This window comes from Lentzea sp. NPDC102401 (assembly GCF_044765805.1).
GTDB lineage: Bacteria > Actinomycetota > Actinomycetes > Mycobacteriales > Pseudonocardiaceae > Lentzea > Lentzea sokolovensis.
Window position 1 is genome coordinate 367,534 of the sequence record NZ_JBIWKS010000007.1, and the last position, 19,881, is coordinate 387,414.

A 19,881-nucleotide genomic window follows, 5' to 3' on the forward strand; every position below is an offset into this window, starting at 1 on the left:
CTAGACCGACGGGATCCGCAGCGCGCGGGCGGCCGTGATGGGCCCGCCGAACGCGACCAGCGCGGTGACCGCCCAGGCGAGCTCGGGCGAGGTGAGGCCGGCGAGGGCGCCGGAGAGGGCGTAGGCGAAGGGGGCGCAGCCGATGCCCGCCAGCGCGAGCATCGCCATGGCGGTGCCGAGCCGGTCGGCGGGGGCGGCCTTCTGGTAGAGCGTGACGGCCGCGGGCCCGTTGAGCCCGGAGCAGACGCCGAGAGCCGCCGACAGGACGGCCATCAGAGCCAGGGTGGGAGCGAACACCATCGCCACCAGCAGCACGCCGATGCCGACGCCGCTGCCCACCAGCCGAATCGACAGCGGTACCCGTTCGCCGACGACGGCGCTGATCCCCGCTCCGGCCAGCGCACCGCCCGCCCAGCAGGCGATCACCAGGCCCACGGCGGAGACCTGCCAGCCGCGTTCGATCACGAGCACCGGCAGGCCGGGGTTCATCGGCCAGGCGAAGGCGAAGTCGAGGCACAGCGCGGAGAGGAACAGCAGACGCAGCTTGCGGTCGGAGCGGAGCAGCTTCAGCCCGTCGCCGGTGCGCTTCCACATCGGCACCCCGCTCGGCGCCGCGGTGGGTGCGGAGATCTCCTTGGTGACCGGCGCCAGGCACAGCAGCGCGACCACACAGCCCACCGTCACCACGCCCAGGGCGATCGGGAGCTGTCCCTCCGCGACGAGCCACGCACCGAACGGGGACCCGATGATCGGAGCGAACCGGGCCACCATGGTGCGGATGGAGTTCGCCCTGCCGAGCTGGTCGCCCTCCACCATGCGGGGCATGAGCGTGCCGAACGACGGCGTGCCCAGGCCCAGCAGCGCGCCTTCCAACGCCGCCACGACGACGAGCAGCCACACCGACGGCGAGTTGAGCGCGATCACGGTGGCCACGGCGAGCACCGCGATCCGCACGGACGTGGTGCGCAGCAACACGACTCGCGGTCCCAGTGCGTCGCACAGCACCCCGCCGAAGATCATCGCCAGGGCGCGGGGCACCGACTCGGCCAGGGTGACCAGGGTGACGGCCGTGGTCCCGCCCATCTGGGCGGCCGCCCACACCGCGGCGATGAAGAACACCTGGTCGCCGATCAGCGACACGCCCTGGCCGCCGAGCACGACGCCGACGCGCGGCCAGCCAGGCCTTCGGGGAGGGGACGGGCGTGCGTCGCTGACTGTCGTCTGGGACATGGGAAGGGACCTCTCTCAGCGCGCGTGCAGGGTGACGGGCAGGTGGTCGAAGCCGAAGTTGATGATCGACTGGTTGTGCACCGGTTCCCCGGTCACCTCGATCTCGGCGACTTGGTCCAGCAGCGCCCGGTAGACCGCGCCGAGCTCGGCCTTGGCCAGCGGCGCGCCGATGCAGTAGTGCGGGCCGACGCCCAGCGCCAGGTGCCGGTTGGGCGAGCGGTCCAGGCGCAACTCGTGCGGGGCGTCGAACGCGGCCGCGTCGTGGTCGGCGGCCCACGTCCACACCGCGACCTTGTCGCCGGCCTTGATGTCGACCCCGCCCAGAACCGCGTCGCGCGTGGCGGTGCGCAGCACGTGCAGGCCGACGGAGGTGTAGCGCAGCAGCTCGTCCGTGGCGGAGTCGACGTCGACGGCGCCTTCACGCAGCCGCTGGAACTCCGCGGGGTTGTCCAGCAGCGCCATGATGCTCATCGCCGCGGTGTGCCGGACGGTCTGCACGCCGCCGACGATGATGTTGTCCAGGTTGAGGACGACGTCCTCGATCGGCAGCAGCCTGCCCTTGACCTTGTGCGTGGCGAGGACGCTGATCAGGTCGCCGGCCGGTGCCATCCGGCGGCGCATCGCCTGGTCGAACAGGTACGGCAGCAGCCGCTGGTGGGCGGCCCTGCGGTCCTGCGGGGTGGTGCCCAGGAACGCCGCGTCGCACACCGACACGACCATGTCGCGGTCGGACTCGGGGATGTCGAGGACGTCGCACATGACCACCAGCGGGACGGTGGCCATGACCTCGACCAGGTCGACCTGTCCCTTGGCCACCGCACCGGCGACCACCTGCGCGGCGAGGTCGTCGATGCGCTCGGCGCTGCCGCGCACGCCCTTGGGGGAGAAGAACGGCAGCAGCGGGGCCCGCAGGTCGCGGTGGTGCTTGCCGTCGGTCAGCGCCATCATCTTCCCGGCTCCGGCGGGTGCGCCACCGGTGCCGAGCAGGGACCCGCCGGTGGAGCCGTAGGTGGCGGCGTCGGTGAGCACCGCGGAGGAGTGCTCGTAGGACAGCACCGACCACACCGGACCGTCCTGGGCGGTGTGGGTGAGCTGCACCGGGGCGAGGGCGCGCAGGTCGTCGACGAGCGCACCGATGCCGGGGTCTGCCCAGAGGCGGGCGTCGGTCAGGTCAACGGTCGTGGTGGTCACTGCGCGCTCCCAGGCAGAGGGTTCGGAGGAGGTCGGCCGGCCCGGGGTCGCCGGGTGCGACGAGCAGGTGCCCGCCGGGCAGCACCGCCGAGGTGAACGGGCCTGCCGTGGTGTTCGCCCACGTCCCGGGCGGACTGGCGCCGTGGTCGGCGGCGCCCGCCAGGGCGTGGACGGCGAACCGGGCCGGTGGGCCCGGCCGGTGCCGATAGGTCGCGCCGACGGCGATGTCGGCGCGCAGCACGGCCAGCACCATGGCGCGGACCGCGTCGTCGTCGGGCACGGTCAGCCCGCACTCGGCGAGCAACCGCTCGGCTCCGGCGGCGGGGTCGGCCACGACGTCCCGGACGGTGCGTTCCCAGTCGGCCGGGGCGGGAGCCGAGGCGGCCACGACCGCCGCGGGACCCTTGCGCCCCAACGCCACCGCCACCTCGTAGGCGAGCAGGGCGCCGAAGCTCTGGCCGTAGAACACCGCGTCCTGGCCGATCCGGGGGCCGACGCCCACGGCGACCGCGGACGTCAGCTCGGCGAACGTCCCCGGCAGCGGGTGGGTGAAGCGCCCGCCCCGGCCGGGCAGGCGGACGGCGAGAACCTCGACGTCCGGTCCGACCGCGGCGGCGAGCTCCGCGAAGGTGCCGACGTCGCCGCCCGCGTGCGGGAAGCACACCAGGCGCCGGGCCCGCGGCCCTTGCGGACAGGGCAGGTAGGACCAGTCGTCCAGCACGACCGGGCGGGCGACGGCAGTGGTCATCGCGTGCCGCGCCTGCCGGTCAGGCGCGGCATCGGCCGGGCGGGCGCGCCCGCCTCGGCACGGACCCGCACGGCGGCGGTGAAGTCGGCCAGCGTGCTCGCCGACATCAGGTCCCGCAGCGTGACGGCCACGCCCAGGCGGTCGCGCAGCAGGTGCACGGTGCGCACCGCCTGCTGCGAGTAGCCGCCCAGCGCGAAGAACCCGTCGGTCGGCGCGACCCGCTCGACGCCGAGCACGTCGGCCCACACAGCGGCTACCACGTCCTCGATGTCGGTGGTGGCGGTCATGTCAGACCCCCAGCGCGGTGCGCAGGCTCAGCGGGCGGATGTCGGTCCACACCTCGTCGATGTAGTCGAGGCATTCCTGCTGCGCGCCGCTCTTGCCGACCGTGTGCCAGCCCGCCGGCACGTCCAGCTCGGTCGGCCAGATCGAGTACTGCTCCTCGTGGTTGATCACCACGGCGAAGTCGGTGAACGCGTCCATGGGTTTTCCTTTCCTTGACGGGAAAATCTGGGGCTAGCGGGCGAGCTCCGGGGCCCGCAGGTCCGCGGTGGCGTCGCCGGCGAGCACGTGCAGCGCCTCGACGTAGGCGTCGGTGTAGGCGTCGGCGACGTCGTCGGGGACGACCGAGGGCAGGTGGTCGACGGCGAGGAGAACCCGTGCCGACGAGGGGTCCTGCACCAGGGCGGCGCCGAGGGCGAAGCTGGTCGGCTCGTAGCGCATGGTCGGCTCGCAGCCGATGCGGTCGTCGAGCAGGCGGGTCGGGGAGTCGGCCAGCCTGCCCAGCGAGTGGAAGCGCAGGAAGGCGAAGCAGGCCTCCAGCCGGGTGTCGGCGAGGTGGCGGGCGATGCGGGCGAACGGCATGCGGCGGTGGGGGAGCATCGCCGCCTCGGCCTCGTGCATCGCCGTGATCAGGCGGGTGGCGTCCGCGCCGGTCTCGGCGAAGTCGACCACCAGGGGAACGGTGTTGAGGAACAGGCCGTACGCCTCGGTGCCGCCGTCGGTCTCCAGCCTGCCGTTGACCGACAGTCCGGTGGTGAAGCGCGGCAGGCCGGTGACCCGGTGCAGCGCGGCGACGTGCGCGGCGAGGCCGACGGTCTTCACCGTGACGCCGTGCCGGCGGGCGGTCTCGCGCAGCATCGCGTCGGCGCCGGGGACGACGCGTTCGATCGTGCGCGGGATCTCCGGCTCGTCGAGCGCCGGTGGCCCGCTGGACCAGATCGCTCCGCTCGTTCCGTCCAATGTGGACTTCCAGTACCGCTCGCTGTCCTGCGAGGCCAGCGCTTCCCGTTCGACGGCGACGAACTCGCGGAAGGTCGACCTGGGTTCGGGCAGCGGCTTGTGGCCGGGGTCGGCGGAGAGAGCGCTGTGGCGTTCGAGGACCTCGGCGAGCAACGAGGTGAAGCTCCAGCCGTCGAGGATGGCGTGGTGCTCGGCGACGGTGAGCTGGAAGGCGTCATCGGCCAGGTGCTGGGCGGTGACCCGGAACAGCGGGGCGGTGCGCAGGTCGAACCGGGCGGCGACGTTGTCGTCGAACACCTCGGCGACCGCGGCGTCCTGCTCGTCGGGGCTCAGCCCGCGCAGGTCCTCCACGTGCACCGGAATCGGTGCCTCGGCGTGCACCAGCTGCAACGGCTCGCTGTAGCGCGAGACTTCGAGGGTGGTCCGCAGCACGGGATGCCGGGTCATGGCGTCGCCGACTGCTTGCCGCAGCGCGGTTTCGTCGAGCGTGCCGGCGACCCGGTAGCTGTTGACGTTGTGGTAGCCGCCCGCGTCGTCGGACAGTTCCATGTGGAAGATCATCGACATCTGCATGGCCGCCATCGGGTAGGCGTCCACGACGTCGGCGGGCAGCTCGTTGCGGTCCACTTCGGACACCAGGTCGAACGGCGCTGACCGCTTCTCCCGGCCGCTGCAGGCCTTCAGCAGCGGGCCGAGCTCGGCCGGCGTCGGCGCGCCGAACAGGTCCGGCAGCGACAGGGTCCAGCCGCGTTCGCGCAGCTTCCCCGCGAGGTGCACGGCGCGGATGGAGTCGCCGCCCAGGTGGAAGAAGTTGTCCCGGGCACCCACCCCGTCGACACCGAGCACCTCGGCGTAGACCTCGGCGAGCGCGTGCTCCTGCGGCGTGGCGGGGTCCACGTGCGCGTCGGTGTCGCGCACGGACCCGAGGTCGGGGGCGGGCAGCGCGGCCCGGTCGACCTTGCCGTTGACGGTCAGCGGGATCACCGCGAGCACGGTCGCCGTCGCCGGGATCATGTGCTCTGGCAACGTTTCCGCGAGGAACGCGCGCAGTTCGGCGTACGACGGTGGCGTGCCGTCGACGGTGACGTAGGCGGCAAGCCTGTCGTCGTGCACCGTGACCACGCACGAGGTGACCGAGGGGTGGGCGGCGACGGCGTTCTCGACCTCGCCGAGCTCGATGCGGAACCCGCGGACCTTGACCTGGTCGTCGCAGCGGCCCACGTACTCCAGGCCGCCGCCCGGCAGCCGCCGCGCCACGTCCCCGGTGCGGTAGAGCCGGCCACCGGGCACGACGCCGTACGGGTCGGGCAGGAACCGCCGTGCGGTGAGCCCCGGCCGTCCCCAGTACCCGTTGGCCAGCGACCCGCCGCCGATGTACAGCTCGCCGGCGACGCCGACCGGGCACGGCTGCAGGCGCTCGTCGAGCACCAGCGCCGACAGGTGCGGCATGGGCTCGCCGACCAGGCTGCGGCTGAACGCGGCCGCGTCGGGCAGGTCGAGGGTGGTGACGTGCACCGTGGTCTCGGTGATGCCGTAGAGGTTGCACAGCACCGCGGGCGGGCAGTGTTCCAGTGCGAACCAACGGCGGACCACGGCCGGGTCGAGCGCCTCGCCGCCGAGCATGACCGAACGCAACGCGGGCAACGGAAGCGGCCACGTGCGCAGCACGCCCTCGAGCGTCCGCAGCGCCGACGGGGTCAGGCACAACCGTGTGACACCTTCGGAGGCCAGCAGATCAGCGAACGCCTCGGGCGAGCGGCTGACGACGCGGGGTACCACGACCAGCCGTCCGCCGTGGTGCAGCGGCCCCCACAGCTCCCAGACCGTCCAGTCGAAGGCGTAGGAGTGGAACAGGGTCCACACGTCGGTCTCGGCGAACGCGAAGTGGTCCGCGCCCGACCGCATCAACCTGCCGACGTGCTCGTGCGAGACCGCGACGCCCTTGGGCCTGCCGGTCGAGCCGGACGTGAAGATCACGTAGGCCAGGTCGGCCGGCTCGACGGACACCTCCGGCCGGTGCGACGGCGCCTGCGCCAGCCGCGGCCCGGCCAGGTAGTCGTCGGTGACGACCACGTCGACGCCGGTGTCGGCGAAGACGAACTCGGCGCGGTCGCGGGGAGTTGCCAGGTCGACGGGCACGTAGGCCGCGCCCGCCTTGAGCACGCCCAGGATCGCCGTGACGACCCGCTCGCCGCGCTCCAGCAGCACCCCGACCCGGTCACCTCGGCGCACGCCGTCGGCGGCCAGCGTGTGGGCGACGCGGTTGGCGGCCGCGTCGAGCTCCGCGTACGTCCACGACCGCTCCCCGCAGGTCAGCGCGAGGCGGTCGGGGTGGGCGTCGGCAGCGGCCTCGAACGCGCGGTGCAGCGGAAGAGGAGTGGCCGACGACGGCAAGGCGGCCAGGGCGGCGCGCGGAGGTGCGAGCGCGGCGGCGGTCTCGGCGGCGTCGAGCGGGCTCAGCCGCCACAGCGGGTCCTCCGGCGCGTCCAGCGCCGCGGCGAGCAGGGTGCGCCAGTGGCCGACCATGCGCAGCACTGTCTCCCGGTCGAACAGGTCGGTGGCGTACTCCACCTCGCCGCGCAGTTCGCCGTCGTCGAAGGTCGACCAGGTCAGGTCGAACTTGCTGGTGCCGTTGTGGTGCATGCGCCGAGTCGCGGTGGCCGCGCCGAAGCGCAGTGGGGCCGGGTCCTCGGCGTGCGCGCCGAAGACGACCTGCACCAGCGGCGCGTGCCGGGCCGAACGTTCCAGCGCCAGCGCGTCGACGACCTCGTCGAAGGGCACGTCGAGGTAGGCGTAGGCGTCGAAGGCCGCGTCGCGGACCTGCTCGACCAGGTCCGCGAAGGTGGCGGCTGGGTCGACGGTCACGCGCAGGGCGACGATGTTGACGAAGTAGCCGACGACGTTCGCCAGTTCGGGGCGGTCGCGGGTGGTGACGGGGGTGCCGACCACCAGGTCCCTGGTGCCGGTGTAGCGGTGCAGCAGCGCGGCGAACGCGGCCACCTGCACCACGAACGGCGTCGCGCCGAGGTTGGCGGCCAGGTCGCGGACGCGGCCGGCGGTGCCCACCGGCAGGCCGAACGCCTCGGTGCCACCCGCGAACGTCCGGCTGGACGGGCGGGACCGGTCCGAGGGAAGCGTCAGCTCGGCGGGCGCACCGGCGAGCCGCTCGGCCCAGTAGGCCAGCGAGTCCTCTGTGGACACCGCGATGTCGTGAACGGGGGCCAGAGGGGTGAGGTCGGGCTCCCGGTCCGCGGCGAGGGAGGTGTACGCCGCGGCCAGCTCGCGTTCGAACACCCCGGCCGACCAGCCGTCCCACACGATGTGGTGCACGACGAGGACGAGCGTGTCCGGCACCCCCGGTCCGGTGGCCAGGGTGGCCCGCAGCAGCGGCCCCTCCGCCAGGTCGAACCCGGTGCGGGTCTCGGAGTCCAGCAAGGCGTCCAGGGCGGCCTGCCCGTCGACGGCGACCGAGGCGAACGGCAGTCGGACTCCACTGTGGACCGTCCTGACCGGACCATCCGGGCCGAGGTCGAACGTGGTGCGCAGGGCCTCGTGTCGTCCGACCAGCAACCGCAGCGCGCGGTGCAGGACATCGGCGTCGACCGTGCCGTCGAACTCGAAGACCCACGGCACGAGGTAGGCGGGAGACCCCGGGTTCCAGCGGTCCATGAACCACAGGCCGCGCTGCAGGCCGGAGACCGGCGTCGTGGTGCTCACTGTGCTGCTCCAGTCGTCTCGAGCGTGCGGGCGAGGGCGCTCACGGTCCGTGCGGCGAACACCTGCCGTGGCAGGACGCGGGACCCGGTCGCGCTGGACAGGTGCATGGCGACCCGTACGGCGGCCAGGGAGTTGCCGCCGACGCGGAAGAAGTTGTCGTGCGGCCCGACCTCGGCGAGCCCGAGCACCTCGGCCCACACCCGCGCCACCAGCCGTTCGGCGTCGGTCGCGGCCGGTCCGCCTGAAGGAGCGGCCACGGTCTCGGTGGGGATGGGCAGCGCGGCCCGGTCGAGCTTCCCGTTGGGGGTCAACGGGAGCGCGTCGAGAACGGTCACGCTGGACGGCAGCATGTAGTCGGGCAGCAGGCCCGCCAGGAAGTCGTGCACGCCGGTGAGATCCGGGACGACGTCGCCGCGGGCGGTGACGTAGGCGGCGAGGCGGGGCTGTCCGGGCACCGGTTCGTGGGCCACGACCGCGCAGTCACCGACCGCGGACCACCCCGCGAGCACGGTGGCCACCTCGCCGGGCTCCACCCGGAACCCGCGGATCTTGACCTGGTCGTCGGCGCGGCCGGTGATGGCGAGCGTGCCGTCCTGGTTCCAGCCGCCGATGTCGCCGGTGCGGTACATCCGGGACCCCGGCGGACCGAACGGGTCGGGCAGGAAGCGTCCGGCGGTGATCCCCGGCTGGGCGACGTAGCCCAGCGCGAGGCCCGCGCCGGTCACCCAGATCTCGCCCTGCTCGCTGCCGCCGACCGGCTGGAGCTTCTCGTCGAGGACGTGCACTCCCTTGTGCACCACGGCCCGGCCGATGGGCACCGCCGCGCTGGGATCGATCGAAGCCACGTCGTGGGTGGTGGTGAAGCCCATGCTCTCCACCGGCCCGTAGCCGTTCACGACCCGCACGTGCGGGTACCGCTCGGCGAGGCGGGCGATGTGGGCGGCCGAGGCGCGCTCACCGCCGGTGAACGCCACCCGCAGGCCGGCGAAGACCTCCGGGAGCTCGTCGACCAGGAAGTTGAACAGGCTCGACGACAGCTGCAGCTGGGTGACCCCGTGCCGGGCGACCAGCTCGGCCATGGTCTGCGGGTCGGGCCGCTGGCCGGGGTGCAGCACGCACGTCCCGCCGAACATCAGGGCCCCGTAGAGCTCCAGCCCGAACGCGTCCCACGACACCGGCGAGCACTGGAGCCAGACCTCGTCGGAGGCGAAACCGGCGTAGTCCTGGCCGCTGTAGGTGGCCGCGAGCGCCCGGTGCGTGGCGGCGACGCCCTTGGGACGGCCGGTGGAGCCGGAGGTGTACATGACGCAGGCGACGGCATCGGCGTCGACCGGCACCGCGAACTCGCCGGTGTCGTCCGAAGCTCCTGCCACCGTGCCGGCGGTGACGACCAGCCGCACACCCGCGTCGGTGATCACCTGCTCCTGGCGGGCGGCGGGCAGGTCGGGGTCGAGCAGCGTGTAGGCCGCACCCGCCTTGAGCACGGCGAGCAGCGCCACGACCAGGGCGGTGTCGCGGGGGATGCGGACGGCCACCACGTCGCCGGGGACGACCCCGAGCGCGGCGAGGTGCCGGGCGACGCGGTTGGCGGCGGCGTCGAGTTCCGCGTAGGTCAGCGACTCCGCGCCGGAGACGAGAGCGGTCGAGTCAGGGGTCCGCCCGGCCTGCTCGGCGATGCGGAAGTGCACGGGGGTGTGGATGTCGACGGGCTCGGCCGGGGCGGGCAGTTCCGCGTCGAGGTCGGCGACCAGTTCCTCGACCACCGTCCGCCACTGGGCGCCCAGCGCCTCGGCGGTGGCGGGGTCGAACAGGTCGGCGGCGTACTCGACGCGGCCGTGGAAGCCGACGCCGTCGTCCTCGACCGACCAGGACAGGTCGAACCGGGAGAACTCGTTGGAGTGCAACCGCTTCTCGACGGCGACCGCGCCGTACGGGGCCGTCGCGGCGTCGGCGGTGTGCATCTCGAAGACCAGCTGGAACAGGACGGTGCCCGCGCCGCTGCGCTCGCCGGACGTCGCGGCGACGATCTCCTCGAACGGCACGCCCTGGTGGCGGAAGCCGTCCAGCGCCACCGAACGCACGTGGTCGAGCAGGTCGCGGCCGGTCAGCTCCTCGCCGTCGGGCCGGAAGCGCAGCGGGACGAGGTTGATGAAGTAGCCGACGAGCGCGTCGAGTTCGGCGCGGTCGCGGACGCTGACCGGGGTGCCGATCACCACGTCGGCGACCCCGCGGCGACGGTGCGCTTCGACGAGGGCGGCCAGCAGCACGAGGTACGGGGTGGCGCCGGCGGCACGGGCCAGGGCGCGCACTCCCTCGGCGAGCTCCGGTTCGAACGCGAAGGGCAGGACTCCGCCACGTCCGGTGGCGGCGGTGCCGTCGTGGTCAGGACTGATAGCGGGGGCCGACGGCGCACCACGCAGGTGCTCGACCCAGTAGTCCACATCGGACTCAAGCGAGTCCTCAGTGGACCAACGTGCGTAGTCGCTGTACTGGACGGTCAAATCGGCCAGGCGAGGCGCACGGCCCTCGATGGTGGCGAGGTAGCACTCGCGGAGCTCACGGTCGAGCACCCGCAGCGAACCCTCGTCCCAGACGATGTGGTGCAGCACTAGCACGAGAGTCGCCTCGCCGGGGCCGGTGTGGACCAGGCGGGCCCGCAGCAGCGGCCCTTCGGCGAGATCGAACGGGAGCTGCGCGACGTCGGCGACCTGGTGCTCGAGCTCCGCGTGGGACTCGGTGAACGGGACCTCCATGCGGTCGTGGACGACCAGCACGGGTGCCATGTCCGCGTCCGTGCCGACGGTCGAGCGCAGCGCGTCGTGCCGGTCGGCCACCGACTGCAGGGCCTGGCGCAGCGCGGCGGTGTCGAGCGGACCGGAGAAGTGGAACAGCCAGGGCACGTTGTAGACCGAGCCGCCGGGCTCCCAGCACTCCCGCAGCCACAGGCCGCGCTGGAACCGGGACAACGGCGCGGGGGAGCCGGGCAGAGCGACCGGGCCGGGCCGGGCGGGCGTCGAGCCGGCGCGCAGCGCGGCGGCGAACTCGGCGAGGGTGGGGGCCTCGAAGACCAGGTAGGGCGAGACCGGGCCGAACGCCTCGAACACGCGGCTCGCGACCCGGACGGCGGTCAGGGAGTCGCCGCCGAGGTGGAAGAAGTTGTCGTGCAGACCGATCCGGCGAACCCCCAGGACGTCGGCCCAGATCCCGGCGAGCAACTGCTCTGTGTGGTCGCGAGGAGCGTCGTCATCGGGGACGGCTTCGGAAGTGGCGGGAACGGGCAGCGCCGCACGGTCGACCTTGCCGCCGTCGGTGAGAGGCAACCGGTCGAGCACGGTGACCGAGGCGGGGACCATGTGCGCGGGCAGCCGACGGGTGAGGAAGTCGCGCACCTCGGCGGTGTCCGCCGTGCCGGTGACGTAGGCGGCCAGGCCGGTGCCGTGCGGGACGACCGCGCAGGTCTCCACGGCCGGGTGCGCGGCGAGGGTGTGCTGCACCTCGCCCAGCTCCACCCGGTAGCCGCGGACCTTGACCTGGTCGTCACCGCGGCCGACGAAGTCGAGCACGCCGTCAGGGCCACGGCGGACGGTGTCGCCCGTCCGGTACATGCGCGACCCCGCGGGGCCGGACGGGTCGGGCAGGAAGCGCGCGGCCGTCAGCGCCGCACTACCGAGGTAGCCCACTGCCAGCTCGGGACCGCCGAGGTACAGCTCGCCCTCGTCGCTCGGGCGCAGACCGTCGAGGACGTGCGCGCGCCGCCCACCGACCGGCGTGCCGATCGGCACCGAACCGGTCTCCCCGGCCGTCTCGTGCACGGTCGCGGTGATCACGGTCTCGGTGGGGCCGTAGGCGTTGAGCAGCCGCACGCCGGTGCGCCGGGTCCACTCGGCCGCCGCGGCCGGGGACAGCCGGTCGCTGCCGGAGACCATGAGACGCAACGACGGCGGCACCCGGTCCAGAGCGGCGGCGAAGTCGTGGAAGTAGCCGGCGGGGAGGTTGGCCACGGTGACCTGCTCGTCCTCGATGAGGCGCAGCAGCTCGTCGACCGACAGCAACCGCCGTTCGGGCAGCACTAGGCACGCACCCGAGGTGAGCGCGGTCAGCATCTGCTCGACGGCAACGTCGACGGACGGGCCCGCGAGCTGCAGCACCACGTCCTGGCCGGTGATCCCGAAGCGTTCCGCGATGGCAGGGACGTGCGCGGCCAGCGCGGTGTGGTCGACGGCGACGCCCTTGGGACGGCCGGTGGTACCGGAGGTGTAGATCAGGTACGCCAGGCCGGCGGTCGCGCCGCGGGCGGCAATGCTGGTCTCGCGGACCACGCCGTCCTCGACGAGCAGGGCCGCGCCCGCGTCGTCGAGCATGTCCTGGGTGCGCCCGGCGGGGGCTTCGGGGTCCAGCGGCAGGTACACCCCGCCCGCCCGCCACACGGCGAGCATCGCGGTCACGTAGTCCGCCCGCGCACTGCAGCGCACCGCGACGACGCCGCCGGGCCGCAGCCCCGCGCCGGTGAGTGCCGCGGCCAGCGCGCCCGCCAGCCGGTCGAGCTCGGCGTAGCCGGTCGACCTTCCCCCGGTCCGCATCGCGGTGCGATCCGGTGCGGCGGTCGCGATGCGGCCGACCTCCTCGTGCAGCGACATGTCACCCTCCGGATCGGTGTGCGCGGTTGACGTTCGAGTCGAAAGCTAGGCGCGCGCCGGTGGCCGGATCGGCAGGTCGAGCGGCACCTTGGGGGAAGCCCGCACCTGCCCCAGCAGCTGCCGCACCGCCTGCCGCACAAGGGAACGCCGCGTGCCTAGCGTCGGCACCACGCCAGCAGAGAGGAAAGTGCGATGAGCCCCACCGCTTTGTCAGGTACGACGCCGTTGGTGTGCACGTTCGAGCCCGGCGCGCCCGCCACCGTCGACGCCGAGAACGTGCACTCGATCGAGCAGGCCACGGAGTGGTTGCGGGCCAACGCCGACGCCCTGCGCGGCCTGTTGCACGAGCACGCCGCGGTGTACGTGCGAGGCCTGCCCGTGCACGACGTCGACGACTTCGGCCTCGTGCGCGACACGCTCATGCCCGAGCGCACCCCGTACCGGGAGAAGGCCACGCCGCGCAGCGACTTCGGCAACGGTGTGTTCTCCTCCACCGACCTGCCCGCCGCGCAGCCGATCCACATGCACAACGAGAACAGCTACACCCTCACGTTCCCCGGTCTGCTCATGTTCGCCTGCCTGATCGCTCCGCCGGAGGGAGGCGCGACCCCGGTGGCCGACTGCCGCAAGGTGCTCGCGTCGCTGCCGGCGGAGCTGGTGGCGAAGATGCGCAAGGTCGGCTGGCTGCTCAACCGCAGCTATTCCGAGCACATCTCCACGTCGTGGCAGACCGCGTTCGCCGCGTCCACAAAGGACGAGGTCGAGGAGTACGGCGCGGAGAACCTGGTGTCCTGCCAGTGGCAGTCCGACGGCCACCTGCGCACCACCCAGCTGCGTCCCGGGATCATCACGCACCCGGTGACCGGCGCCGAGGTGTGGTTCAACCACATGGCGTTCTGGAACGAGTGGGCGCTGGACGAGGAGCTGCGCGACGCGCTGGTCGACGAGTTCGGCGTCGAGGACCTGCCGTTCAACACCGCGTTCGGCGACGGCACCGCGCTCAGCCGCGAGGAGCTCGCCATCATCCAGGCCGCCTACGAGGCCGCCACCACCCGCCGCCGCTGGGAGCGCGGTGGCCTGCTCCTCGTCGACAACATCCTGTCCACGCACGGCCGGGACCCGTTCCGCGGCGACCGCAAGATCGTCGTCGCCATGGGCGAGCCGGTCTCCGTGCTGGACTGCGCGCCCACCGTCGCCCCGTCGGCGACCCCGATGAGCGGAGAGGACCGATGACGGGCCAGGACCTGGTGTCCCGCTTCCACGACGTCGTGCGGGCCGCGCCCGAACGGGTCGCCGTGCGCGACACCGAGGGCGCGCTGACCTTCGCCGAACTGGAAGCCCGCACGGCCGCGCTGGCCGCCGTGCTCGCCGAGCGCGGAGTGGTCCGCGGCGACCGCGTGGGCGTGAGCGTGCCGCGTGGCAGCGGACTTCTCGTCGCGCTGCTCGCGGTGTGGCGGGCCGGCGCGGCGTACGTGCCGCTCGACCCGGCCTACCCCGCCGACCGCCTGGACCACATGACCACCGACGCCGCCGTGCGCACGACCGTGATGCCGGACGACCTGGCCGGGGCTCACGACGGCGCGCACACCGACGTCGCCGTGTCGGCCGACGACGCCGCCTACGTGATCTACACGTCCGGCTCCACCGGTCTGCCCAAGGGAGTGCAGGCCACCCGCGGTGGCGTCGCGTCCCTTGTGGACGGACTGGAGGAGATGGCCGTGTATGCGGCCGAGCCCCGTGTCGTGGCCTGGAACGCCAGCGCGTCCTTCGACGCGTCCGTGCAGCAGTGGGCCCGCGTCTGCCGCGGCGACACGATCGTCGTCCTGGAGGACGCGCACCGCACCGAACCCGCCAAGCTGGCCGCGTGGCTCGACGAGTGCGGTGTGTCCGATGTGGACATGACGCCCACACACTGGGAGATGCTGCGCGAGCACCTGCTGCCCGGACGCCCCGACGGCAGGCGGCTGCGCCTGTTCATCGGTGGCGAGCCGATCAGCGTGCCGGTGTGGCGGGAGCTGGCCGCCGCCGGCACCGTGGAGGCGTTCAACCTCTACGGCCCGACCGAGTGCACCGTCGACGCGACGGTCGCCGTCGTCGAGGGCGACCACCCGAGCATCGGCAAACCGTTGCCCGGCAACAGACTCCTGGTTCTCGACACCGCGCTGCGCGAGGTCCCCGACGGTGAGATAGGCGAGCTGTACGTCGCCGGCCCTCGTGTCACCCACGGCTACCTCGGCCGCGCCGGCCTGACCGGCGCCCGTTTCCTGCCGGACCCCTCCGGTGAACCGGGCGCGCGCATGTACCGCACCGGCGATCTGGTGCGCCGCACCGCAGACGGCCTGCTGGAGTTCCACGGCCGCGCCGACCGCCAGGTGAAGATCCGCGGCCACCGGGTGGAGTTGGGGGAGATCGAGACCGTCGTGCGGTCCTCTCCTGCCGTCGCCGCGGCCGCCGTCGTCGTCCGCGACGACCTGGCCGGCCAGCCCGTCGCCTACTACGTGCCCTCGGGCCTGGCAGGCGCGGAGCAGCTGCGCGAGCACGCCGCGGCGTCCCTGCCGGAGGTCATGGTCCCGGCCGCGTTCGTCGAGGTCGCCGCGCTGCCGCTGACCCCCGGCGGCAAGCTCGACACCGCCGCCCTGCCCGCGCCGCCCGCCGCGGCCGGTACCGCTCCGGAGGGTGAGTTCGAGCAGTTCATCGCTCACGTGTGGGCAGAGGTCCTCGGCCGTGACTCGGTGAACGCCGACGACGACTTCTTCGCCCTCGGCGGCCACTCCCTGGTCGCGCTGCGGGTGGTGTCGAAGGTGAAGAAGACCTTCGGCCTCAAGATGTCCACCCGTGACGTCTACCGCCACCCCCGCCTGACCGACTTGGCCAGGCACGTCGAGTCCCTGCGCGTCTAGGAGAAACTGTGGACAACATCGACAACGTGGTGGTCCGCCCCCGCCGCAAACCGGAGGCCACGAGGTCGTTGGTGTGCCTCGGGTTCTGCGGTGGCGGCGCGGGGCCGTACCTGCCCTGGGCCGACGTCCTGCCGGCGGACGTGGAGCTCGCCGCGATCTGCTACCCGGGGCGGGACGGGCGGTTCCTGGAGGACCACGCCGAGGACTGGCAGGCGCTGGCGGCCGACGCCACGCAGGCCGTGCTCGCGGCGGCGACCCGGCCATACGTCCTTTTTGGACACAGCATGGGCGGGTGGATGGCGTTCGACGTCGCCGCCAGGATCGAGAAGGCGGGCGGGCGCCGCCCGGACGCCCTGGTGGTGTCGTCGGCCAACGCGCCGAGCCGCGGACTGACGCCACGCGACATGTTCCCCGCGCAGAGCGACACCGACGCCGGGCTGCTGTCGTGGATGACGGTCAACGGGCTGCTCGCGGACTACGTCCTCGGCAACGAGGAGCTGCGGGAGATGGCGCTGGAGCTCATGCGGGCCGACATCCGCGTCCGCGACACGTTCGCCTACACGGACGGGACGAGGGTCGGTGTGCCGCTGCAGGTGCTGACGGGGGCCGACGACGACGTGATCGTCGCGGACACGGCGGCGCAGTGGCGAGCGCTGGCGGGCGGCGAGTACCGGCACGCGGAGCTGCCGGGCGGGCACTTCTACACCGAGGAGGTGTGGCGGTCGCTGCCCCGGTTCATCCCGGCGCTGGAGCCCGTCCCCGCCGGGGTGTGATCGGGTGGGGGAGGTCGCCGTCCTGTCGACCTCCCTCCGGCCGGCTGGTCAGCCCGTCGGCACCAGGGTGTGAGGATCGGTCTCCCGTGCGGCCAGAACGGCCAGTTCGGCGCGGATCGTGGTCGCGGCGGTGTGGTCCAGTATCCGTTCGCGGATGGAGAGGGCCTGCTCGAGGTAGCCGCGGGCTTCGGCGTAGCGACCGGCGGCGGTGCTCACCTGGCCCAGGTTGCGCAGCAGCTGGCCCTCGCCGATGACGTCGCGGGCTTCGCGGACCATGTCGAGCACGCGGCGCATGGTCGTGGTGGCGGCGGTGTGTTCGCCCGCCATGGCCTGGACCTGGCCGATGCGGCTGAGCGTGCGGGCGGCGCCTCCGGTGTAGCCGACGGCCTCGTGGACCGCCATCGCCTCGGCGAGGTCGGTGCGGGCCTGGTCGGCCCCGCCGTTCCTGGCCAGGATGAAGGCGCGCTGGGTGAGGACGATCGCGCGGCCCACGATGTCGCCGACCTCGGTGAAGCCCGAGAGGGAGCGGTCGTACAGGCCGAGCGCGGTGGTGTCGTCGCCGGTGTTGCGGGCGATCAGGGCCAGGTCGCGGTGGCACAGGGCCAGGCCGTGGGTGTCGCCCAGGTCCTCGAACAGCTCCGCGGCCGGAAGCAGCACGGCACGGGACGCGTCGAGGTGGCCGCGGTTGATGTGCAGGGTGCCCAGCGAGCTCAGCACCGCCGCGATGCCGCGGGTGTTGCCCGCCGTGCGCACGGCCTTCAGTGCCACGGCGTGGGTTCGTTCCCAGTCGTCGAGGTAGCCGCGCGACTCGAACAGGGTGACGGAGGTGACCGCGAGGTCCCAGCACAGCTCGTCCAGGCCGGCGGCGGCCGCCTGCTGGACGGCCGCGCACAGGTTCGCGAGCTCACCGTCCATCCACTCCAGGGGGTCGGCGAGGACGGACGGGGGCCGCCAGCGCGGCGCGGTTCCGTGCAGCACGGTGTAGTCACCGCCGTAGATGTCCCGATGCGCCTGCTCGGCCAGCGCGAGCCACCCGCCGAGCAGACGGGACACCGCGGCGGCGCGATCGTCGGCGGGGATCTCCTGCGCGGCCTTCTCCCTGGCGAACAGGCGCAGGACGTCCTGGTAGCGGTAGCGGAACTCGCCGGTCGGCTCGACCGAGACCACGTCGAGCACCTGCACGTCCACCAGCGGTTCGAGCAGGTCCGACGGGAAAGGCCGGTCGTCGTCGAGGACCGCGCCCGCGACCCAGCCGGGCACGGCGGGCCCTTCGGCCAGGCTCAGCAGCCCGAACAGCAACCGGGACCGGCGGTCGAGGCCGTCGTGGGTGAGCGAGAGGCTGGCGCGGATGGTCAGCTCGCCGTGGGCGAGCTCGTCGAGCCGGTGCCGCTCGCTGGCGAGCCGTTGCACCATCGACGCGAGCGTCCAGTGCGGCCGGGCGGCCAGGCGGGCGGCGATGATCCGCAGCGCCAGCGGCAGTCCGCCGACGGTGCGCACCAGCGCCGCGGCGGCCTCGGGCTCGCGAGCCACCCGATCCTCTCCGACGACCAGGCCGAGCAACCGCAGCGACTGCCCGGCGTCGAGGACGTCCAGCTCGACCTGGCGGGCACCGGGGAGACCGGTCAGCCGCGACCGGCTGGTCACCACCACCGCACACGTGCTGCTGCCCGGCAGCAGCGGCAGGACCTGTCCCTCCGAGGCCGCGTCGTCCAGCACGACCAGCACCCGCCGGTCGGCCAGCAGCGTCCGGTACATCTCCAGCCTGGCGTCGAGGCCGTCGGGGATCACATGCCCTGGAATTCCCAGTGCCAGCAGGAAACGGCCCAGCACATCGTCCACAGCGGACGGTTGGTCGGTGCCGTGCAGGTCGCAGTAGAGCTGCCCGTCGGGGAAGTGCTCCTGCGCCACCCGGTGCGCGAGGTGGGCGGCCACCGTGCTCTTGCCGACGCCGGGCCGCCCCGTGATCACCACGACCCCCACGGCCGTGCGCGCGGTGCTCCCGACGAGCACGGACTCCGCGCCGCGCAACATCTCCTCGTCGGCGACGAAGTCGGCGGTGTCGGCGGGCAGCTGCCGTGGCCGAACCGGTCGTGTGGTGTCGGCGCTCTGCGGTGCGGGCGCCGCGGTGCCGGCACGGGGCTGGGCCGGGATCTCGCCGGCGAGGATCGCCGCTTCCAGGCCGCGCAACCGTTCCCCCGGCTCCAGACCCAGCTCGTCGATCAGCAGGGTACGACCGGTGCGGTAGACGTCGAGGGCCTCGGCCTGCCTGCCGGAACGGTGCAGCGCCACCATCAGCAGGGCGCGCGGACGCTCCCGCAACGGGTGCTCGTGGACCAGGCGCGTGACCTCCCCGACGAGCTGGTGGTGCTGGCCCAGTTCCAGCTCCAGTTCCAGGTGGTCCTCGACGCAGGTGAGCCGTTCCTCGTCCAGCCGCAGCGCACGGGTGCGCAGCGACCGGTTGGGGGCCCCACCCAGGCACGGCCCGCTCCACAGCGCCGAGGCCTCCCGCAGCAGCGCGGCCGCCTCGGCGGTGCGGCCCTCCTTGACCAGCACGCGGGCCTCGGTGGTGCGGGAGAGGAAGTCGGCGAGGTCCAGCGTGTCCCCGTTGAGCCGCAGCTCGTAGCCCGGCGGACGGGTGTCGATGACCGCGGACATGGCCGCCCCTGCCAGGGTGCGGCGCAGCCGCGAGACGCAGATCTGCACCTGCGTGCGGGCGGTGCCCGGAGGGTTCTCCTCCCACAGGGCGTCGACCAGCGTCTCGGTGCTCACCATCCGGTTGGCCTCCACGAGCAGCAGCCCGAGGATCATCTGCTGCCTGCCGGGCGGGATCCGCGCCGCGCTTCCGGGACCGTCGACCTCCACCGGGCCGAGAACCCGGAACCTCCCTGGAGACATGCGGCCACCCTTCGAGGTCTGAGACACCCCGAGGTAATCAGACGGTTACGAAGAAGTACAACCCGGCGATAGCGTGGAGATATCGGCAGGTTGCCCGGCGGCGGGACGGTTGTCGTTCATCGCGTGAGGAGAACCGCCATGAGCTCCGCCGCAGGCGTCGACCACGTCCGCCTCTCCTACGACTACCTCGACATGGGGGATCTGGACGGCTACGCCTCGCTTCTGCACCCGGACATGCAGCTCAAACGCCACGACGCGCCACCGGGACACGGCCGGGAGGACACCGTCCGGCTGCTGAACGCCATTCCCGCCCTGCGGGGGCGGCACCACATCCACAAAGTCGTGGCCTGCAAGGACACCGTGGTCGTCGTGGGCCGCTACACCCCGCCTCCGGAGGCGGAGAGCGGCACCCCGTCCGAGTTCGCCGACGTCGTGACCCTGTCGGACGAGGGACTGCTGCTGTGCAGCCGGCGCTTCTACTACTTCGATCCGCCGTCCCTATAGCGCCAACTGCCGGACGGCTGCCGTCGCCGCTGCCTGGCGGCGCG

The 19,881-nt window shown here is 73.1% G+C and carries 13 protein-coding genes; 4 read left to right on the top strand and 9 right to left on the bottom strand.

What is annotated here, in order from left to right; all coding sequences use genetic code 11:
• The 8 genes from ACIRG5_RS26005 to ACIRG5_RS26040 are packed head-to-tail and all read right to left on the bottom strand — an operon-like array spanning position 1 to position 12,936.
• On the bottom strand, positions 1-1,230 hold the full coding sequence (locus ACIRG5_RS26005) for an MFS transporter (protein ID WP_319973839.1): 1,230 nt from the start codon (positions 1,228-1,230) through the stop codon (positions 1-3).
• Positions 1,231-1,245: 15 nt separating this feature from the next.
• A complete protein-coding gene (locus ACIRG5_RS26010; protein ID WP_402908894.1) occupies positions 1,246-2,421 on the bottom strand; it encodes a cytochrome P450 in 1,176 nt (391 codons plus the stop codon).
• Complete coding sequence (locus tag ACIRG5_RS26015) at positions 2,402-3,169, bottom strand: thioesterase II family protein (RefSeq protein ID WP_402908895.1); 768 nt, start codon at positions 3,167-3,169, stop codon at positions 2,402-2,404. The genes ACIRG5_RS26010 and ACIRG5_RS26015 overlap by 20 nt, the downstream gene beginning before the upstream one ends.
• Positions 3,166-3,456, bottom strand: coding sequence for a phosphopantetheine-binding protein (locus tag ACIRG5_RS26020; protein ID WP_319973836.1), 291 nt, complete (start codon positions 3,454-3,456; stop codon positions 3,166-3,168). Before ACIRG5_RS26020 ends, ACIRG5_RS26015 begins: the two co-directional genes overlap by 4 nt.
• A gap of 1 nt (position 3,457) precedes the next feature.
• On the bottom strand, positions 3,458-3,652 hold the full coding sequence (locus tag ACIRG5_RS26025) for an MbtH family NRPS accessory protein (protein WP_319973835.1): 195 nt from the start codon (positions 3,650-3,652) through the stop codon (positions 3,458-3,460).
• Positions 3,653-3,685: 33 nt separating this feature from the next.
• On the bottom strand, positions 3,686-8,128 hold the full coding sequence (locus ACIRG5_RS26030; RefSeq protein WP_402908898.1) for an amino acid adenylation domain-containing protein: 4,443 nt from the start codon (positions 8,126-8,128) through the stop codon (positions 3,686-3,688).
• Positions 8,125-12,765: an amino acid adenylation domain-containing protein gene (locus tag ACIRG5_RS26035; RefSeq protein ID WP_402908900.1), complete on the bottom strand. Its 4,641-nt coding sequence runs from the start codon at positions 12,763-12,765 to the stop codon at positions 8,125-8,127. Before ACIRG5_RS26035 ends, ACIRG5_RS26030 begins: the two co-directional genes overlap by 4 nt.
• A 45-nt stretch (positions 12,766-12,810) precedes the next feature.
• Complete coding sequence (locus ACIRG5_RS26040; protein ID WP_319973832.1) at positions 12,811-12,936, bottom strand: hypothetical protein; 126 nt, start codon at positions 12,934-12,936, stop codon at positions 12,811-12,813.
• Between the two features lie 21 nt (positions 12,937-12,957).
• On the opposite strand from ACIRG5_RS26040, the gene ACIRG5_RS26045 reads away from it, so the two are divergent.
• The 3 genes from ACIRG5_RS26045 to ACIRG5_RS26055 are packed head-to-tail and all read left to right on the top strand — an operon-like array spanning position 12,958 to position 16,438.
• Positions 12,958-13,998 (top strand): TauD/TfdA family dioxygenase, encoded by a 1,041-nt coding sequence (locus ACIRG5_RS26045; protein ID WP_402908903.1) that lies wholly within the window; start codon positions 12,958-12,960, stop codon positions 13,996-13,998.
• A complete protein-coding gene (locus ACIRG5_RS26050; RefSeq protein ID WP_402908905.1) occupies positions 13,995-15,665 on the top strand; it encodes an amino acid adenylation domain-containing protein in 1,671 nt (556 codons plus the stop codon). The genes ACIRG5_RS26045 and ACIRG5_RS26050 overlap by 4 nt, the downstream gene beginning before the upstream one ends.
• An 8-nt stretch (positions 15,666-15,673) precedes the next feature.
• Positions 15,674-16,438 (top strand): thioesterase II family protein, encoded by a 765-nt coding sequence (locus ACIRG5_RS26055; RefSeq protein ID WP_402908907.1) that lies wholly within the window; start codon positions 15,674-15,676, stop codon positions 16,436-16,438.
• A 48-nt stretch (positions 16,439-16,486) separates the two neighbouring features.
• On the opposite strand, the gene ACIRG5_RS26060 is transcribed toward ACIRG5_RS26055, so the two are convergent.
• Positions 16,487-19,333 carry an AfsR/SARP family transcriptional regulator gene (locus tag ACIRG5_RS26060; protein WP_402908909.1) on the bottom strand — a complete coding sequence of 949 codons (2,847 nt, stop codon included), beginning with the start codon at positions 19,331-19,333 and terminating at the stop codon, positions 16,487-16,489.
• 138 nt (positions 19,334-19,471) lie between these two features.
• Between ACIRG5_RS26060 and ACIRG5_RS26065 the strand changes: the two genes are divergently transcribed.
• A complete protein-coding gene (locus tag ACIRG5_RS26065; RefSeq protein WP_402908911.1) occupies positions 19,472-19,837 on the top strand; it encodes a nuclear transport factor 2 family protein in 366 nt (121 codons plus the stop codon).
• Positions 19,838-19,881 lie beyond the last annotated feature (44 nt).

What these genes read in the sequence shown, in the direction of transcription:
- ACIRG5_RS26035 (WP_402908900.1), bottom strand. Translation starts at nt 12,765, where the DNA reads ATGTCGCTGCACGAGGAGGTCGGCCGCATCGCGACCGCCGCACCGGAT.
- ACIRG5_RS26045 (WP_402908903.1), top strand. Translation starts at nt 12,958, where the DNA reads ATGAGCCCCACCGCTTTGTCAGGTACGACGCCGTTGGTGTGCACGTTC.
- ACIRG5_RS26050 (WP_402908905.1), top strand. Translation starts at nt 13,995, where the DNA reads ATGACGGGCCAGGACCTGGTGTCCCGCTTCCACGACGTCGTGCGGGCC.
- ACIRG5_RS26065 (WP_402908911.1), top strand. Translation starts at nt 19,472, where the DNA reads ATGAGCTCCGCCGCAGGCGTCGACCACGTCCGCCTCTCCTACGACTAC.
- ACIRG5_RS26005 (WP_319973839.1), bottom strand. Translation starts at nt 1,230, where the DNA reads ATGTCCCAGACGACAGTCAGCGACGCACGCCCGTCCCCTCCCCGAAGG.
- ACIRG5_RS26015 (WP_402908895.1), bottom strand. Translation starts at nt 3,169, where the DNA reads ATGACCACTGCCGTCGCCCGCCCGGTCGTGCTGGACGACTGGTCCTAC.
- ACIRG5_RS26060 (WP_402908909.1), bottom strand. Translation starts at nt 19,333, where the DNA reads ATGTCTCCAGGGAGGTTCCGGGTTCTCGGCCCGGTGGAGGTCGACGGT.
- ACIRG5_RS26020 (WP_319973836.1), bottom strand. Translation starts at nt 3,456, where the DNA reads ATGACCGCCACCACCGACATCGAGGACGTGGTAGCCGCTGTGTGGGCC.
- ACIRG5_RS26025 (WP_319973835.1), bottom strand. Translation starts at nt 3,652, where the DNA reads ATGGACGCGTTCACCGACTTCGCCGTGGTGATCAACCACGAGGAGCAG.